We start from the raw sequence: 15,546 nt of genomic DNA, 5'->3' as shown, positions 1-15,546 counted from the left end.
TAACGTAGCTGGTCAGCAAACAGGGGGTTGCCTTGAAAAACAAGGCGCAGACCAGGACGATTTCAGAAAGTGTTGCGGTCTTCGGGCGTGCGAGCGGGCACAGGATCATGCCCTCCCTTGCACCAGGGATTGCAGCGGCAGATGCGTACACCACCGAGCCATAGCCCTTTGAGCGGGCCATGAATTTCAATGGCCTGCAAGGCATAGTTGGAGCAGCTGGGAGTAAAGCGGCAGTTTCTACCGATCCAGGGACTCAGAAAAAACTGGTAAAAGCGGATCGGTGCCGAAGCCAGTTTGCGCATCATGGCCGTACCTTGGAGAACAAGGTGTCGGCCTCGGTGCGAACCAGTTGCTTCAGGGCAGTCAGCGACACCTGGGGTACCTTGCTGTGCAGCCTGAAGACATAGGCGGCATTGGGCAAGCCTTCACGTTTGTGGCGGAAGGTTTCGCGCAAGATACGCTTGATGGTGTTGCGGGTGACGGCGCGGTTGGCAAAGCGCTTGGGGACGATCAGTCCCAGACGGGCGCCTTCGGTCTGGTGTGGATCTTCGCCACGAGAGCGAGTGACCACGAACAAAGCCCCGCGACCTACGCGTTGCCCTTTAAGAGACTGTGCGTATTCGGTGGGGCTATGTAAGCGAGCCGTAGCTGGAAAGGAGGCACGCATGATGCGTATCGTGGGAGTCGGGCTTTAGATAATAGATCCATCACCCTGGGCCCCGCATCCCGACATGGCTTATACAGCCAGACGTTTGCGACCTTTAGCGCGACGTGCGTTCAAAACAGCGCGGCCACCGCGAGTTTTCATGCGAACGCGAAAACCGTGGGTACGCTTGCGACGGGTAACAGAGGGTTGGTAGGTGCGTTTCATGGTGTATCCAAAAAAATGAGCCGCCAGAAATCGCAGAAAATCTCCACCCCGACAGCGCAAACGCTTGGGATCTGGCAACAGAAAATCGTGTTAAGCCCGTCATTTCAGCAAATTCTTTCTGTTGTGTCAATTATTTAGCCCGATATTACGCAACTAAATTTGTTAGCCTGTGGATAACTTGGCACAGCTCAGGGTAGAATCGAGGTTTACAGAAGTGATGACCGATGAATGAATTCTGGCAGTCCTGCGTTCAGAAATTGGAGCAGGAGCTTCCCCCCCAACAAATAAGTGCGTGGATACGTCCACTGGTTCCCCTGGACTTCGACAGCGAAGCCGGGGTGTTGCGCGTTTCTGCTCCTAATCGTTTCAAACTGGATTGGGTCCGCAAGAATTTCGCCACTCGCATAGAGGAACTGGCTTCGGATTTCTACGAATGTCCCGTAACGGTTCAGTTCGAGCTGCCCTCGGCCAGCGCGGCGCCTCGTCGCGCCCTGGCCGATCGTGCCGCTCCTGCGCCTGCAGGCAGCCCCGCCGGTGAAAACCTGGCCCCTCCTGTTGCCAACCCGGCCATGACGGCGGTGGTGGATGCGGTACAGGATCGTTCGCGCCTGAACGCCGAACTGACTTTCGACAACTTCGTGACGGGTAAAGCCAACCAGCTGGCACGCGCAGCGGCCTTGCAGGTGGCCGAGAACCCCGGTGTCTCCTATAACCCACTCTTTCTGTATGGCGGTGTGGGTTTGGGCAAGACCCACCTGATTCACGCGATCGGCAATGCGCTGGTCGCCAACGGCAATGGTGTGCGGGTACGTTACGTCCATGCCGACCAATACGTGTCGGACGTGGTCAAGGCATACCAGCGCAAGGCGTTTGACGAGTTCAAGCGCTACTACCATTCGCTGGACTTGCTGCTGATTGACGATATTCAGTTTTTCGCCGGCAAGAACCGTACGCAGGAAGAGTTTTTCTACGCCTTTGAAGCGATGGTGGCTCAGCGCAAGCAGATCATCATCACCTCGGATACCTATCCCAAAGAGCTGGCCAATATTGATAGCCGCCTGATCTCGCGCTTTGACTCCGGCCTGACCGTGGCCATCGAGCCGCCCGAGCTGGAAATGCGCGTGGCAATCTTGTTGCGCAAGGCTCAGGCCGAAGGCATTGCCATGCCCGAAGAAGTGGCCTTCTTCATTGCCAAGCATCTGCGCAGCAACGTGCGCGAGCTGGAAGGGGCGCTGCGCAAGGTTTCGGCCTACGCGCGTTTCCATGGCCGCGATGTCTTGACGGTGGAGGTGTGCAAGGATGCACTGAAGGATTTGCTGTCGGTCTCCAATGGGCAGATCACAGTGGAAAATATTCAGAAAACCGTGGCCGATTTTTATAAAATCAAGGTCGCGGATATGTACTCCAAGCGCCGCCCCGCCAATATCGCCATGCCGCGCCAGGTGGCCATGTATCTGGCCAAGGAACTGACCCAAAAGAGTTTGCCGGAAATTGGCGATCTTTTCGGTGGTAGGGACCACACTACGGTGCTGCACGCGGTGCGCAAAATCTCGGATGCACGCACCAAGCAAGCCGAACTGAATCACGCATTACACGTACTGGAACAAACTCTCAAAGGATGACCATGCAACTCGTTCAAGCTACTCGCGACGCATTGCTAAAGCCCTTATCCACAGTAGTTGGCATTGTGGAGCGCCGCCATACTTTGCCGATTCTGGCCAACATCCTGCTGCGTAAAAACGGCTCTGATGTCTCTTTCCTGGCAACCGACCTGGAAGTGCAGATCACCACCAATGCCGACTTTGGCGTGGGTGAGGACAATGCAGCCACCACGGTGGCGGCCCGCAAGCTGCTGGACATTCTGAAAGCCCTGCCCGACTTTGGCGATGTGCGCCTGGGCCTGGACAGCGGCAAGCTGACCATCCAGTCCGGCAAGAGCCGCTTTCAGTTGCAGACTCTGGAAGCCGCTGATTTTCCAGTGCTGAACCTGCCAGAGCAGTGGGACGTGTCCTTGAGCATGCCCCAGCGCACTTTGAAGCACCTGTTCAATACGGTGCACTTTGCCATGGCGCAGCAAGACATTCGCTACTACCTGAACGGTATGTTGCTGGTGTTTGAACCCGGCCTGGTACGTACGGTTACCACGGACGGTCACCGTCTGGCTCATAATGCCACCGCAATTGACGGCGTGCAGGAGCGTCACGACATCATCGTGCCGCGCAAGACGGTGCTGGAAATGCAGCGTTTGCTGGGCGATACCGACGATCTGGTCAACATTGATGTGTCCAGCCGTCAGATTCGTTTCCGCTTTGGCGATGTGGAGTTGGTCTCCAAACTGGTTGAAGGCAAATTCCCCGACTTTGCTCGTGTGATTCCTTCCAACTACACCCGCCACTTCGATGTCAGCCGTGAAGTGCTGCAAGGCAGTTTGCAACGTGCTGCCATTCTGACCACCGACAAACTGCGTGGCGTGCGACTGCAACTGTCGCAAAACCAGCTGAAGATTTCTGCTTCCAACGCTGAACAGGAAGAAGCCGTCGAAGAGCTGGATATTGATTATGAACACGAAAGTCTGGACGTTGGCTTTAACGTCAGCTACCTGCTCGATGTGTTGGCCAGCATCAAGGACGAAACGGTCCGCTGGTCTGTGCAGCCCGATGCCAACGCCTCTGTGTTGATGACGCTGCCCGAGCAAGAAGACTTCAAGTACGTGGTCATGCCGATGCGCATTTAATGCAGCATGTTTGACCGGTATGGCCCGCCGGGCCATACCCGCTTGAAGCAGACAGGCTATTACAAGGTTTTATGCTATGACCGATCAAACCACGACCACCCAGCCAGCCGATTACGGCGCTGATTCCATCAAAATGCTCAAAGGCCTGGAGGCCGTGCGCAAGCGTCCAGGCATGTACATCGGGGACACCTCCGATGGCACCGGCCTGCACCACATGGTTTTCGAGGTGGTGGATAACGCGATTGATGAGGCCTTGGCCGGTCATTGCGACGATATCGTCGTCACCATCCACTCCGACAACAGCATTTCGGTGTGCGATAACGGCCGCGGTATTCCAACCGATATCCACAAGGACGACGAACACCAGCGCAGCGCCGCTGAAATCGTCATGACCGAACTGCACGCCGGCGGTAAATTCGACCAGAACTCCTACAAGGTGTCTGGCGGTTTGCACGGTGTGGGTGTGTCTTGTGTGAACGCCCTGTCCGAATGGCTGTTGCTGACCATCTGGCGCAATGGCAACGAACACCAGGTCGAGTTCCGCCGTGGCGAGCGCACTGCGCCCCTGGCGGTGACCGGTCCTGCAGAAGGCCGCACGGGTACTTGCGTGCGTTACCTGGCCGACGTGGAAATTTTCAGCAATATCGAATACCACCACGAGATCCTGGCCAAGCGCCTGCGCGAGCTGTCCTTCCTGAACAATGGCGTGAAGATTCGCCTGGTTGACGAGATTCAGGGCAAGGAAGAAGACTTTGCCTTCCTGGGCGGCGTCAAAGGCTTTGTGGACTTCATCAACCGCAACAAGACCCCGCTGCACCCTAACGTGTTCAGCGTGGCAACCGAGTCCAATGCTGGCGGTACGCCAGTATCGGTTGAAGTGGCCATGCAGTGGAATGATAGCTACGCTGAAACCGTGCTGTGTTTCACCAACAATATTCCCCAGCGCGACGGTGGTTCCCACCTGACCGGTCTGCGTGCGGCCATGACCCGCGTGCTGAACAAGTACATTGCCGACAACGAACTGGCCAAGAAAGCCAAGGTCGACACCTCCGGTGACGACATGCGCGAAGGCCTGGTCTGCGTGCTGTCGGTGAAGGTGCCCGAGCCCAAGTTCAGCAGCCAGACCAAAGACAAGCTGGTGTCCAGCGAAGTGCGTCCCGCCGTGGAAGAAGCCGTGGCCCGCACCCTGGAAACTTGGCTGTTGGAAAATCCGAACGACGCCAAGGCCTTGTGCGGCAAGATCGTGGAAGCAGCCCGTGCCCGTGAAGCGGCCCGTAAAGCCCGCGAAATGACCCGTCGCAAGAGCGTGCTGGAAGGCGCTGGCCTGCCCGGCAAGCTGGCCGACTGTCAGGAAAAAGATCCCGCCCTGTGCGAACTGTACATTGTGGAGGGTGACTCCGCAGGCGGCTCGGCCAAGCAAGGCCGGGACCGTAAATTCCAGGCCATTCTGCCGTTGCGCGGCAAGGTGCTGAACGTAGAAAAAGCCCGTTTCGATCGTCTGATTTCCAGCGAGCAGATCACCACCCTGATCACCGCCCTGGGTACCAGCATCGGCCCGGACTTTGATATTGACAAGCTGCGTTACCACCGCATCATCATCATGACTGACGCGGACGTGGACGGTGCTCACATTCGTACCCTGCTGCTGACACTGCTGTATCGTCAGATGCCCGAGCTGATCGAGCGTGGCTATGTGTACATCGCGCAGCCGCCCTTGTTCAAGGTTAAGGTTGGGCGTGAAGAGATGTACCTGAAGGACGAGGCCGAGGAAGCGGAATTCATGTTGAAGCTGGCCCTGCGCGATGCAGTGCTGACGCCATCTGAAGGTGCAGCTCCCATCACAGGCGAAGCCTTGTCCGACTACGCTCATCGCTACGTGAAGGCCAAGGCCGTGATTGAGCGCCTGTCGCGTCATATGGACGGCGATGCCCTGTCAGCATTGGCTGAAGGCGTGAAGTTGAACTTGGACTCGCAGGAAGCCGCCGAACAAACTGCTAAGGATTTGGAGAAGGCCCTGTTCGACGAAGCTGCCCCCACCGTCGTCAAAGTCTTTGCCGCCTTTGATGAAGGGAGCGAATCCTGGCGTGTGGTGGTGCAGCGTCTGCACCATGGCAACATCCGTGTCACGGTGTTTGACCGCAACTTCGTGCGTGGTGGCGATCACCAAACTCTGGCCCGCGCTGGCGAGACCTTTGCCGGTCTGATCGGTGATGGCGCCATGGTGGCTCGTGGTGAAGGCGAGAAGCGTCGTGAGACCGCCGTGGATGACTTCCGTGAAGTCATGCAATGGCTGTTGACCGAAGCCGAACGCGGGCTTAGCAAGCAGCGCTACAAAGGTTTGGGTGAGATGAACCCCAGCCAGCTATGGGAAACGACCATGGACCCCACTGTACGTCGTTTGCTGCGTGTGCAGATTGCTGATGCTATCGATGCGGATCAGATCTTCACCACGCTGATGGGTGATCACGTTGAGCCACGTCGTGCCTTTATCGAGTCCCATGCCTTGCAGGCGGGGAACCTGGATATTTAAGGCTGTCGGTGTTCACAGTTCCTGAAAGCTGTTCGGTTTGATGAAAACTGATCTCAGAAATTTGTGGAAAACCTCGCAGTGATGCGGATAAGAAAAATGGGCTCCGGCGTTCTTGCTGGGGCTCATTTTTTTGGTGATGACGGATGAGCTCTGAGTCTTAAAGATTCAGCGTCTTTCGGCAGGCTTAATTAATTTTTGTCAGTAGACACTGACTGATCAATTGCCAGGTGGGTTGGTGGCAATGGCGTCACGCGCCAGGAATGGAAAGGTGCGGAATCAAGCTGATGTGGTCTACTTGCAGTGATACACCCTGCTTCAGAACGAACTAAAAGAAGAGGCGTGGGGATCTGATGGTGGCACCTGACGTCGGCCTTGCAAGGCCTCTTGATCGATCGTAAAGACGCTGTAAATTATTCAATAATTCTTTGTTTGGAAATGGAATGCGACTGGACAAGTTTCTTGGTGAGAGCACGGATCTGAGTCGCTCAGATGCGCGTAAAGTGCTTAAAAGCGGAGAAATCACCGTCAATGGCGAGGTAGTGACCAAAGGCACTCACGTTGTACAAGAGGGTGATGTAGTGTGCTGGGATGATGAGCCGCTTGCCCTGATTGGCCTGCGTTACATCATGCTCAACAAGCCCGCCGGTTACGAGTGCAGCCTAAAAAATAGTGCTTACCCGTCTGTGATGATGCTGATCGATGTAGAAAAGCGCGAGCGCTTGCACACCGTCGGTCGATTGGATGTGGATACCACCGGGCTGATTTTGATTACGGATGATGGCCAGTGGACGCATCGTATTATCTCGCCCCGCCATCAATGCGATAAGGTCTACGTGGCGACCTTGGCAGAGCCTTTGCCTGATAATGCAGAAGAACTGTTCAAGGCCGGTATCTTGTTGAATGGCGAGGACAAGCCGACGCTGCCAGCCGTGCTGGAACGCATTGATGAACGTACCGCAAGGCTAACCATCCAGGAAGGGAAATACCATCAGGTGAAGCGTATGTTTGCTTCTCTGGGGAATCTGGTTCAAACCCTGCATCGTGAGCGTATTGGCTCTCTTTCTTTGGACGACAGTCTGGAGCCGGGAGAGTCGCGTTACTTGACCCCCGCCGAGGTGCAGCAGTTTGTAGAAGAGGGTTAAGCTCCCGGCCCTTGGTTCTGCTTGGGACCATTCAAAGGCCCAGGCCTTGACGTCCTGACTCTGGGAAGCCAGTCATGAAAAAGCGCTCAAACATCGTTTGTTTGAGCGCTTTTTTGTGCTCGCATCCATCGTCAAAGGAGCTGGTGCACTGCCTTACTTAAGCGTCTTGCGCATGATGCTGGTGCTGTGCTCAAAGCCCAGCTGTTCATACAGTGCAATGGCCCCCAGATTATTGCTCAGGACACCCAGCTCGATATAGTCCAGCTTGCGCACCTGCGACCATTCCTGGGCCGCCTGCATCAGCTGTTTGCCCACTCCCATTCCCCGTGCTGATTTCGTCACGACAAGATCAATGATGTAGGCAAAGTCATGCGGTGTGATGCAGTTGTACGGCGGTGTCTTTTGCTGCTGAACAATGATGAAGCCCAGAATCTGGCTGTCCTTGTCCGCCACAAACAAGGCGGTTTGATCCGACTCGATCATGGTCTGGATGAAGCCTTCGTCTTGCCGTGCCTGCAGGTAGTAGCCTGGCTGCAGCGTATGCATATGGGCAAACAGCTCGGCGTACACATCTCCGATGGCGCCAATGTCAGCAAGTTGGGCGGGGCGTATTTGAGGCATGGTTCGGGCTCTTGAGAAGTAGTAAAAGACAGGCGTGTCTCAATGCTAGGTCGGCCAGGAAAGAGAGGCAAATCTTATGGTCATGGATGACCCCGCAGGGATCAAGGATAATCAATGTTGCCCCTGTACTGCTTGCCTTTGGGCTGGCGTTTGACAGCCTGGTCTTTGCAGCCATCTTTAAAGCGGTGCTTTAGCATGTTGCTTGTTTTGTACGAATCTACTTGGCGTGAAGTTGACCATGACTGAAAGCACGACCGATGCCCGTCTTGTTTACAAGGCCGCCTGCCATTGCGGTACGGTCCGTTTTGCGGTGAAGTTAAGTGATGGATTACGTTCCGCACGCCGTTGTAATTGCTCGTATTGCCGCATGCGCGGTGCCGTGGCGGTATCGGCTGATTTGGCGGATATTCAGGTCGAGCAAGGCCAGGATGCGCTGACGCTTTATCAATTCAACACAGCGCAGGCCAAGCATTTTTTCTGTTCGCATTGCGGCATTTACACCTTTCATCAGCGTCGCTCAAATCCTGAGCAATACGGTGTCAATGTGGCCTGCATTGAAGGTATGAGTCCTTTTGATTTTGCAGAGGTGCCTGTCAATGAAGGGTGCAGTCACCCTAAGGATCGTCCGGGCGGTGGCAGCCTGATCGCAGGGTGGTTGCGCTATGAGGCCAACCCGGACCTGCCCGAAGGCTGATTACCCCCCCTACATGTGCGGGTGTTTCGTCGCGGCATAGGTCTTTCAGGCCGCAGGCAAATCCATCTGCTGCCTACGCAAGAAATACGAAGCCTCCGCCAGCTTCAAGAATCCCACCATTTCAGTACGCGCGTACTCAGGGTCCCCGCTGGTCAGGGCTTTGCCTCACTATCCAGCTAAATACATGCCCAGGCCATGACTTTTCCATATAAATACATAGGCTAAAGTCCGTACAAATAAACCGACAGGTCACGTCGGTGTTTTCCCTTAAATTCAGGCGTATTCCCCTGTGGGCGCTGGTTATAAGGTCATTATCAATCCATATTTCCATAGACAAGTATCGGCTCCTTATTATATTGTTCGTATCAAAAAACAATTATGTCCGGTCAATTAATAGGAGCAGGTCCATGAAAAACGGGATACGGGGTGTACTGGCAGCAGCAGGGATGGTGGCCGCGCTGGGCGCGCAGGCTCAAACGCTCAAGCTGGGTGTGGTAGGAGGCATGACAGGTCCAGGCGCGCCCTGGGGGCTGGCTATTGATGGTGGCGTGAAAATCGCCGTGGATGAAATCAATCAGGCCGGTGGCCTGGAAGTGGGCGACAAGAAGTACAAGGTTGAAGTGCTGACTTACGACGACCACTACAAGGCAGCAGATGCAGTAACCGCCACCAACCGTCTGATCGATCAGGATGAAGTGAAATACATTATCGGTCCTATTGGCTCGGCCTCGGTCATGGCCATGAAGCCGATTACCGAGCGCAACAAGGTCATCATGCTGTCCAACAGCTACTCGACCGAAGTGCTGGATGCAAACACGCAATACATGTTCCGCGTGCTGCCTACGCAGTACGAATACAACCGTCAGCTGATCGGCTGGTTGAAGCAGGAACGCCCCGAGCTGAAGCGTCTGGCGATCCTGTCGCCTAACGATGCCACCGGCTGGAGCACGCAAAAGATCCAGACCGCTGCATACAAGGACGCCGGTTACGACGTGGCTGAAACCAAGTTCTTCGAGCGCTCGCAAAACGATTTCCGCACCTTGCTGACCAGCATTCTGGCCAAGAATGTGGACTTCATCGAGCTGGACACCGTGCCACCTGGCCCGGCCGGGATCGTGATACGTCAGGCACGTGAAATGGGCTTCAAAGGCCAGTTCACCAAGTTTGGTGGCAATAACGTGGCTGAAACCGTGAAGTCTGCCGGTGCGGACAATGCGGAAGGAACCTTGGTGTATTTGTCTGCCGATCCGTCCAGCGAACCGTACCAGAAGCTGAGCCAGGCTTACGCCAAGGTCCACAGCAACAGCATGGATGACTTCGTTTTCTACTTCTACGATGCCACCCGCCTGCTGTTCAAGGCCATTAACGAAGCTGGCACCGTGGACGATACCGATGCCGTGCGTGCCCGCATTGAAGCCAATAGCAGCTTTGATGGTATTCAAGGCGCGATTGTGTGGGGCGGCAAGGATGTCTATGGAGTGAACCACCAGATCGCCACCCCGGCCTACCTGGGTGTGATCGAGGGCGGCAAGGCCAAGGTCATCAACAAGTTCGACGCCCGCTAATTACCGGTTTTGTTTCAGTACGCACTCCGCCACGGCGGTGGAGTGCACCTTGATACGGTTAGCAATTATGCAGATCGCAATGCAAATCGCCATCATCGCCCTGATGTCCACGTTCGTGTACGCCCTGGTAGCCCTGGGTTTCACGCTGGTGTTTGGCATCTTGCGGGTGGTGAACTTCGCTCACGGCGAGTTCTACATGCTGGGCGCTTACGCCATGTATGTGTTTTATGGTCAGTTTGGCTGGCCCTACCTGCCCTCTATCGCGGCCGCTGCCGTGCTGGTGGGGTTCCTGGGTTTACTGGCTGAACGTGGCCTGTTCCGTCGCTTTGTGGGCGACGAGATGGGCGGCATGATCATGTCCCTGGCTTTGGCGATTACCTTGCAGGCGGGGATCTCGCTGCTGTTCTCGGTGGACGAGCAATCGGTACGCCGTCCGGTGGAAGGTGCATGGCAAATTGGCCAAGCCTTTTTCGCCAAGGATCAATTGCTGATCGTAGGCATGAGTGTGCTGGCGCTGGCCGCCTTCTATTTTCTGATCGAGCGCACCCGTATCGGCATGACGATACGTGCGGTGGCGCAGGACCGGGAAGTGGCACGTCTGCAAGGCGTCAGTTCCTGGAAGATCATGGCCTTCACCTTTGCCTTGAGCTGCGGCCTGGCCGGTTTGTCGGGTGCCCTGATGGCGCCGGTCTACACCGTGCACCCCTATATGGGTGAAGCCGTGGTGGTGAAAGCCTTCATTATTGTGGTTCTGGGTGGTCTGGGCAGCTTGCCCGGTGCAGTGGTTGCCGCCCTGATTCTGAGTGTCACCGAGGCCGTGGCGTCCACCTTCTATAACGCGACCGTGGCCACCATGCTGTCCTTCCTGATCGTGATGGCCGTGTTGCTGGTCAAACCCAGCGGTTTGATGGGGAAATCGTCATGAGCGCGATCAAAACTGCTTCTTTCTATCCGCGTGATGGCGCCCTGCAATGGGTCTGGCATGCCGTTGTGGTCGCGGTGCTGCTGGGCTGGCCCGTGTGGGCCGGACAGCCTCGCTTTGCCCTGCATCTGGCCATCATGGTGTCGCTGTACGCCTGTCTGGCTATGAGCATGAATCTGGTTTTGCGCATCGGCCAGCTTTCGCTGGCGCATGGCGCCTTGTTCGGGCTGGGGGCGTATGCCTCGGCCATTTTGAGTCGGGATTATGGCTGGTCCTTTCCAGCCGCGTTTTTGGGCGCCGGAGTGCTGACGGCAGCATTAGCTGTGATCACCGGCCCTATTTTTATGCGTATCAAGGGTGTGCATTTCGCACTCTTGACCTTCGCCCTGGGCGAAGCCGTGGTGCTGTGCTTTATCGAGTTCCACGAACTGTTTGGCGGCAATAACGGCTTTGGCCAGATTCCGGCCCTGCAAGCCAGCTTGCCGATTCCTGAAGGGCGTTACGGGGTTTATCTGGTGACGGTCAGCTTTGCCTTGGTGGTGTATTTCGTGCTGCGGGCCTTGTACCGCCGCGAATGGGGCATGGTGGCGGACTCCCTGCATCAGAACGAGCAACTGGTGCGTTCCGGTGGTTTGAATGTGCTGCGCTTTCGGGTCAGTGTGTTTGTCCTCAGCGCCTTGATTGCCGGTTGGACGGGCAGCTTGTACGCCCACTATCAAGGCTATATCTCGCCCGATTCCTTCGGGTTCTGGACAGCGGTGAATGCCGTCATCATGAATGTGCTGGGTGGTGTGGGTGCTCTGGCTGGAGCCGTGGTGGGGGCTGCAATCCTGATCCCCCTGCCCGAGTTGCTGCGCGACTTGCAGCAGTACCAGCGCCTGATCTATGGCCTGACTTTGATTTTGCTGCTCTTGTTCATGCCGCAAGGTTTGGCGGGTCTGTGGCGTAAGTGGCGCGGCGCGCGCAAGGAGGCAGCATGAGCGTGCAATTGAATGTTCAGGGTCTTAGCCGACATTTTGGTGGGATCCGCGCGGTGGACGAGGTGTCCTTCAGCACGGCTCCCGGTCAGATTACCGGCGTGATCGGCCCCAACGGCGCCGGTAAAACCACGCTGTTCAATCTGATTGCCGGTACGACCAAGCCCAGCGCGGGTGCTGTCACCATGGATGGTGCCGCGATTACGGGTCGCCCGGCCGCGTCCTTGGCGCGCCAGGGTCTGGTGCGTACCTTCCAGATGACGCATGTATTTGCAGGCCACACGGTATTTGAAAACCTGTATCGCGCGGCTCTGTTCCGTCAGTTTCCTTCGCCCTGGTCGCTGTTCAACCCTTGGGGTGTGCGTCGTGGCCGCGAAGAGGCCGCGCGACAGGCAGAACAAGCCTTGGCCTTGATTGGCCTGGAGTCTGTAGCCGATGAGCAGGCCGATTCGTTGGCCTACGGTTTACAGAAGATTTTGGGTGTGGGTATGGCCCTGACAGCCATGCCCCGCCTTCTTTTAATGGATGAGCCCGCTGCTGGTTTGAACCCGGTGGAAACCGTGGCTATGGCCGACCTGATTGAACGCATCCACGCCAGTGGCATTGATGTGGTGGTGGTCGAGCACGATATGGGCCTGGTGATGCGCCTGTGCCAAAAGCTGGTGGTGCTGGTTAACGGTCGTTTGCTGGCCGAAGGCCCGACCGCACAAGTGCGTCAGGACCCGCGGGTGATTGAAGCCTATCTGGGTGCGGATCTGGATAAGGAACCTGGTCTGGAACCAGCCGTGGAGGTCCGCGCTGCGCAAAACGGGAAGGGACACTCGGCTTCGGTCTCTACGACTGGTCAGGGAGCTGCCAAGGTCAGCAAGCCTGTGCCCATGTTGGAAATCAAGGACTTGAGCGTGTCCTATGGCGCAGTACGGGCCTTGGACAAGGTCAGTTTTGCGGTGGAAGAAGCCAGTGTGTGCGCCGTGATCGGAGCCAATGGAGCGGGTAAATCGACCCTGATGAAAGCCATTAGCGGTCTGGTGCCGGTTGCTGGGGGAGAAATCCTGCTGGAAGGCCAGCCTATCCAGAACTTGAGTGCAGAACGCCGTGTGAATCTGGGTATTGCCCTGTCTCCTGAAGGCCGTCGCCTGTTCCCGGAACTGACGGTACGCGAGAACCTCTTGATGGGGGCCTATCTGCGTCGCGATCAGGTCGACATTACGGTGGATCTGGAACGTATTTATGGCTACTTCCCGCGTCTGCTGGAGCGCGAGCAAAGCCAGGGTCGCCACCTCTCGGGTGGCGAGCAGCAAATGTGTGCGATTGGCCGAGCCCTGATGTCCCGGCCCCGCCTGCTCTTGCTGGATGAACCCTCCCTGGGTCTGGCCCCGGCGGTCACCTTGGAAGTGGCCCGTGCGATTCGTCAGATCAGCCAGGACGGCACCACAATTGTGCTGGTGGAGCAGAACGCTCGCCTGGCGCTGAAGTTGTCGAATCACGCCGTTGTGCTGGAAACCGGGCGCTTGAGTCTGGCGGGCGACAGCAAAGACATCATGAATAACCCACAAATTGCAGCAGCCTATCTGGGCCACGCCGCAGAGGCTTCGCATCATGCCTAATATTTACCAGGTCGCCATGTTTAATGCCGAGCGCTACCCCGACAAGGTAGCGGTTTCGGACGAGCGCCAGGCCTTGTCCTTTGCTCAGTTCTGCGCCCGTGCGCGCGCCTTGTCGGCCTATTTGAAAGGTTTGGGCGTACAGCCGGGGGATCGGGTGGCCATCATGACGCCCAATTCCATCGATTATCTGGCCTTGCTGCATGCCACAGCCGTAGGCGGTTTTTCTCTGGTGCCGGTGAACACCCGTTACGGCGCCGCCGAACTGCGTTACTTGCTGGATGATGCCCAGCCTACCGTGTGCATTGTGGACCCGGCCTACCGTCCCTTGCGCGAGCAGATCGAGTCTGAAGGCGGCTTGAACAGCGCCGTGCAGTGGCTGGAGCATTTGCCTGAGTCCTTGCCCGATCACCGTGCGGATGATCCGGTGCAGCACCGCTTTGGCCGTGTGGGGGATGAAGATGTAGCCATCATCATGTACACCTCGGGTACGACCTCGGCCCCCAAGGGAGCCATGCTGACACACGGCAATCTGTCGGCCAATGCGGTGAACTACATCATGGAGCTGGGCATTGATGCCAACAGCCGCTCCTTGCTGGCGACACCCTTGTTTCACATTGGCGGCTTCGGAGTGGTGAATGGCCCCATTCTGTATGCCGGTGGCAGCTTGCATGTGGTTCCGCGTTTTGAGGCCGACGCCGTCATGGACGCACTGCGTCTGTACCAGCCTACGCATGTGTTCCTGTTGTCGGCCATGTGGGTGGGCTTGACCGATCACCCTGAGTTTAAAGAGCTGTCCTTGCCCGGTGCCCAGTTTGTGCAAACTGCGGCTGCGCCTTTGGGCCAGTGGCGTCAGGATTTGATCCGCACCGTGTTTCCCAATGCTGAATTCAGCTGGGGCTTTGGCATGACGGAAAGCTGTGTCACCACCATCAAGAATCGCTACACGCAGGAGATTCTGGAGCATCCCGGTTCCATCGGTTACCTGTGGCGGCATGTGCAGTATCGACTGGTTGATGCCGACGGCAAGGTGCTGCCCGATCAGCGCGGGCCGGGCGAAATGCAGGTGCGTGGCCCGACCGTGTTCAAAGGCTATTGGCGACAGCCCGAGCTGACTGCCCAGGTGCTGGATGCCGATGGCTGGCTGCACACGGGCGATTTGATTCGGGTGGACGATGAAGGCTTTGCCTATTTCATGGGCCGCAGCAAAGATATGATCAAGACGGGCGGCGAAAACGTGGCCGCGCTGGAAGTGGAAAACTGTCTGGCCAGCCACACCGATGTGCGCGAGGCCGCCGCCTTTGGCCTGCCCCACGAGTATTCGGGCGAAGAGCTGGTTGCTGCGATTGTGCCTGCCAATGGCCGTGAGCCGGATGTGGAAGTCTTGCGCGAGTTTTGCCGGGAAAAATTGTCCGGCTTTAAAGTACCCAAACGCATCTTTATTGTGGATTCCCTGCCCCAGTCCTCTTCGGGCAAAGTGCAGAAGTTCCTTCTTCGACAAAGGTATGTCTGATGCTGACGTCTTTATCTCTGTTTGACCCTGCTGTGCTGGCTGCCTGGGCCAAGCGCGCCCGCGCCGATGATTTTGTACGGCAGCACAGTGTTCTGGCCGATGTTTGCGTGGCGCTGCGCAATACCGACACCGGCGAGCATAGTTGGCTGGCCGTGTCCGAACAGGATGTGCAGGCGGGCACCGGCCCGCGCGAGGTGCCGTTCTGGCTGGAAGGCGATAGTGCTGCTTTTGCGGATCTGGCCCAAGGCTTTCCATTTAACCGCTTGGTGCGCCAGCACCGTCTGGTTGTGGGAGGCGATTTGCGCGCCTGTGTGCAGAACTGGATGTTGTTGTACGCCCTGACCCGTCTGACGGGCGAGCTGGAGGTCTGAGC

The 15,546-nt window shown here is 56.9% G+C and carries 15 protein-coding genes; 11 read left to right on the top strand and 4 right to left on the bottom strand.

Features of this window, described 5'->3' with window-relative positions:
- Nucleotides 1-62: 62 nt before the first annotated feature.
- The 3 genes from yidD to rpmH all read right to left on the bottom strand — a co-directional run bounded on the left by yidD (nt 63) and on the right by rpmH (nt 871).
- Nucleotides 63-305, bottom strand: a complete 243-nt coding sequence (yidD, locus tag N879_RS14215) for a membrane protein insertion efficiency factor YidD (RefSeq protein ID WP_021447161.1) — start codon at nt 303-305, stop codon at nt 63-65.
- Complete coding sequence (gene rnpA, locus N879_RS14210; RefSeq protein WP_009461433.1) at nt 302-667, bottom strand: ribonuclease P protein component; 366 nt, start codon at nt 665-667, stop codon at nt 302-304. Before rnpA ends, yidD begins: the two co-directional genes overlap by 4 nt.
- Before the next feature lie 69 nt (nt 668-736).
- On the bottom strand, nt 737-871 hold the full coding sequence (rpmH, locus tag N879_RS14205; protein WP_003800771.1) for a 50S ribosomal protein L34: 135 nt from the start codon (nt 869-871) through the stop codon (nt 737-739).
- A 224-nt stretch (nt 872-1,095) separates the two neighbouring features.
- Here rpmH and dnaA point away from each other — a divergent pair, with 224 nt between their 5' ends.
- The 4 genes from dnaA (at nt 1,096) to N879_RS14185 (ending at nt 7,277) form a co-directional block, all read left to right on the top strand.
- Nucleotides 1,096-2,493, top strand: coding sequence for a chromosomal replication initiator protein DnaA (gene dnaA / locus N879_RS14200; protein WP_009461437.1), 1,398 nt, complete (start codon nt 1,096-1,098; stop codon nt 2,491-2,493).
- Nucleotides 2,494-2,495: 2 nt separating this feature from the next.
- A complete protein-coding gene (dnaN, locus tag N879_RS14195) occupies nt 2,496-3,605 on the top strand; it encodes a DNA polymerase III subunit beta (protein WP_009461439.1) in 1,110 nt (369 codons plus the stop codon).
- Between the two features lie 76 nt (nt 3,606-3,681).
- A complete protein-coding gene (gyrB, locus tag N879_RS14190; RefSeq protein ID WP_009461441.1) occupies nt 3,682-6,135 on the top strand; it encodes a DNA topoisomerase (ATP-hydrolyzing) subunit B in 2,454 nt (817 codons plus the stop codon).
- A 440-nt stretch (nt 6,136-6,575) separates the two neighbouring features.
- Nucleotides 6,576-7,277 (top strand): pseudouridine synthase, encoded by a 702-nt coding sequence (locus N879_RS14185; RefSeq protein WP_009461443.1) that lies wholly within the window; start codon nt 6,576-6,578, stop codon nt 7,275-7,277.
- Between the two features lie 153 nt (nt 7,278-7,430).
- Here the strand turns inward: N879_RS14185 and N879_RS14180 are convergent, their stop codons facing one another.
- The gene (locus tag N879_RS14180) at nt 7,431-7,898 is read right to left on the bottom strand and encodes a GNAT family N-acetyltransferase (protein WP_009461445.1); all 468 of its coding nucleotides are present in this window, start codon (nt 7,896-7,898) and stop codon (nt 7,431-7,433) included.
- A 238-nt stretch (nt 7,899-8,136) separates the two neighbouring features.
- Here N879_RS14180 and N879_RS14175 point away from each other — a divergent pair, with 238 nt between their 5' ends.
- The 7 genes from N879_RS14175 (at nt 8,137) to N879_RS14145 (ending at nt 15,544) form a co-directional block, all read left to right on the top strand.
- Entirely contained in the window at nt 8,137-8,592 is a 456-nt protein-coding gene (locus N879_RS14175; RefSeq protein WP_082453670.1) for a GFA family protein, read from the top strand.
- Nucleotides 8,593-8,999: 407 nt separating this feature from the next.
- Nucleotides 9,000-10,157 carry an ABC transporter substrate-binding protein gene (locus N879_RS14170; RefSeq protein WP_009461449.1) on the top strand — a complete coding sequence of 386 codons (1,158 nt, stop codon included), beginning with the start codon at nt 9,000-9,002 and terminating at the stop codon, nt 10,155-10,157.
- Between the two features lie 79 nt (nt 10,158-10,236).
- Nucleotides 10,237-11,082 (top strand): branched-chain amino acid ABC transporter permease, encoded by an 846-nt coding sequence (locus N879_RS14165; protein WP_021447158.1) that lies wholly within the window; start codon nt 10,237-10,239, stop codon nt 11,080-11,082.
- Nucleotides 11,079-12,059, top strand: a complete 981-nt coding sequence (locus N879_RS14160; protein WP_021447157.1) for a branched-chain amino acid ABC transporter permease — start codon at nt 11,079-11,081, stop codon at nt 12,057-12,059. Before N879_RS14165 ends, N879_RS14160 begins: the two co-directional genes overlap by 4 nt.
- On the top strand, nt 12,056-13,663 hold the full coding sequence (locus N879_RS14155; protein WP_021447156.1) for an ATP-binding cassette domain-containing protein: 1,608 nt from the start codon (nt 12,056-12,058) through the stop codon (nt 13,661-13,663). Before N879_RS14160 ends, N879_RS14155 begins: the two co-directional genes overlap by 4 nt.
- A complete protein-coding gene (locus N879_RS14150) occupies nt 13,656-15,173 on the top strand; it encodes a class I adenylate-forming enzyme family protein (protein ID WP_009461460.1) in 1,518 nt (505 codons plus the stop codon). Before N879_RS14155 ends, N879_RS14150 begins: the two co-directional genes overlap by 8 nt.
- Nucleotides 15,173-15,544, top strand: a complete 372-nt coding sequence (locus tag N879_RS14145) for a hypothetical protein (protein ID WP_021447155.1) — start codon at nt 15,173-15,175, stop codon at nt 15,542-15,544. The genes N879_RS14150 and N879_RS14145 overlap by 1 nt, the downstream gene beginning before the upstream one ends.
- Nucleotides 15,545-15,546: the final 2 nt, after the last annotated feature.

Origin of the sequence: Alcaligenes sp. EGD-AK7 (assembly GCF_000465875.3) — a bacterium.
Classification (GTDB): Bacteria; Pseudomonadota; Gammaproteobacteria; order Burkholderiales; family Burkholderiaceae_B; genus Alcaligenes; species Alcaligenes phenolicus.
This window is presented reverse-complemented; position numbering and strand designations above follow the sequence as displayed.

Bases quoted from the DNA above. Each gene is read 5' to 3' on its own strand.
- dnaN (WP_009461439.1), top strand. From the start codon at position 2,496: ATGCAACTCGTTCAAGCTACTCGCGACGCATTGCTAAAGCCCTTATCC.
- N879_RS14170 (WP_009461449.1), top strand. From the start codon at position 9,000: ATGAAAAACGGGATACGGGGTGTACTGGCAGCAGCAGGGATGGTGGCC.
- gyrB (WP_009461441.1), top strand. From the start codon at position 3,682: ATGACCGATCAAACCACGACCACCCAGCCAGCCGATTACGGCGCTGAT.
- N879_RS14155 (WP_021447156.1), top strand. From the start codon at position 12,056: ATGAGCGTGCAATTGAATGTTCAGGGTCTTAGCCGACATTTTGGTGGG.
- N879_RS14175 (WP_082453670.1), top strand. From the start codon at position 8,137: ATGACTGAAAGCACGACCGATGCCCGTCTTGTTTACAAGGCCGCCTGC.
- N879_RS14150 (WP_009461460.1), top strand. From the start codon at position 13,656: ATGCCTAATATTTACCAGGTCGCCATGTTTAATGCCGAGCGCTACCCC.
- rpmH (WP_003800771.1), bottom strand. From the start codon at position 871: ATGAAACGCACCTACCAACCCTCTGTTACCCGTCGCAAGCGTACCCAC.
- N879_RS14165 (WP_021447158.1), top strand. From the start codon at position 10,237: ATGCAAATCGCCATCATCGCCCTGATGTCCACGTTCGTGTACGCCCTG.
- N879_RS14185 (WP_009461443.1), top strand. From the start codon at position 6,576: ATGCGACTGGACAAGTTTCTTGGTGAGAGCACGGATCTGAGTCGCTCA.
- N879_RS14160 (WP_021447157.1), top strand. From the start codon at position 11,079: ATGAGCGCGATCAAAACTGCTTCTTTCTATCCGCGTGATGGCGCCCTG.
- N879_RS14180 (WP_009461445.1), bottom strand. From the start codon at position 7,898: ATGCCTCAAATACGCCCCGCCCAACTTGCTGACATTGGCGCCATCGGA.
- yidD (WP_021447161.1), bottom strand. From the start codon at position 305: ATGATGCGCAAACTGGCTTCGGCACCGATCCGCTTTTACCAGTTTTTT.
- dnaA (WP_009461437.1), top strand. From the start codon at position 1,096: ATGAATGAATTCTGGCAGTCCTGCGTTCAGAAATTGGAGCAGGAGCTT.
- rnpA (WP_009461433.1), bottom strand. From the start codon at position 667: ATGCGTGCCTCCTTTCCAGCTACGGCTCGCTTACATAGCCCCACCGAA.
- N879_RS14145 (WP_021447155.1), top strand. From the start codon at position 15,173: ATGCTGACGTCTTTATCTCTGTTTGACCCTGCTGTGCTGGCTGCCTGG.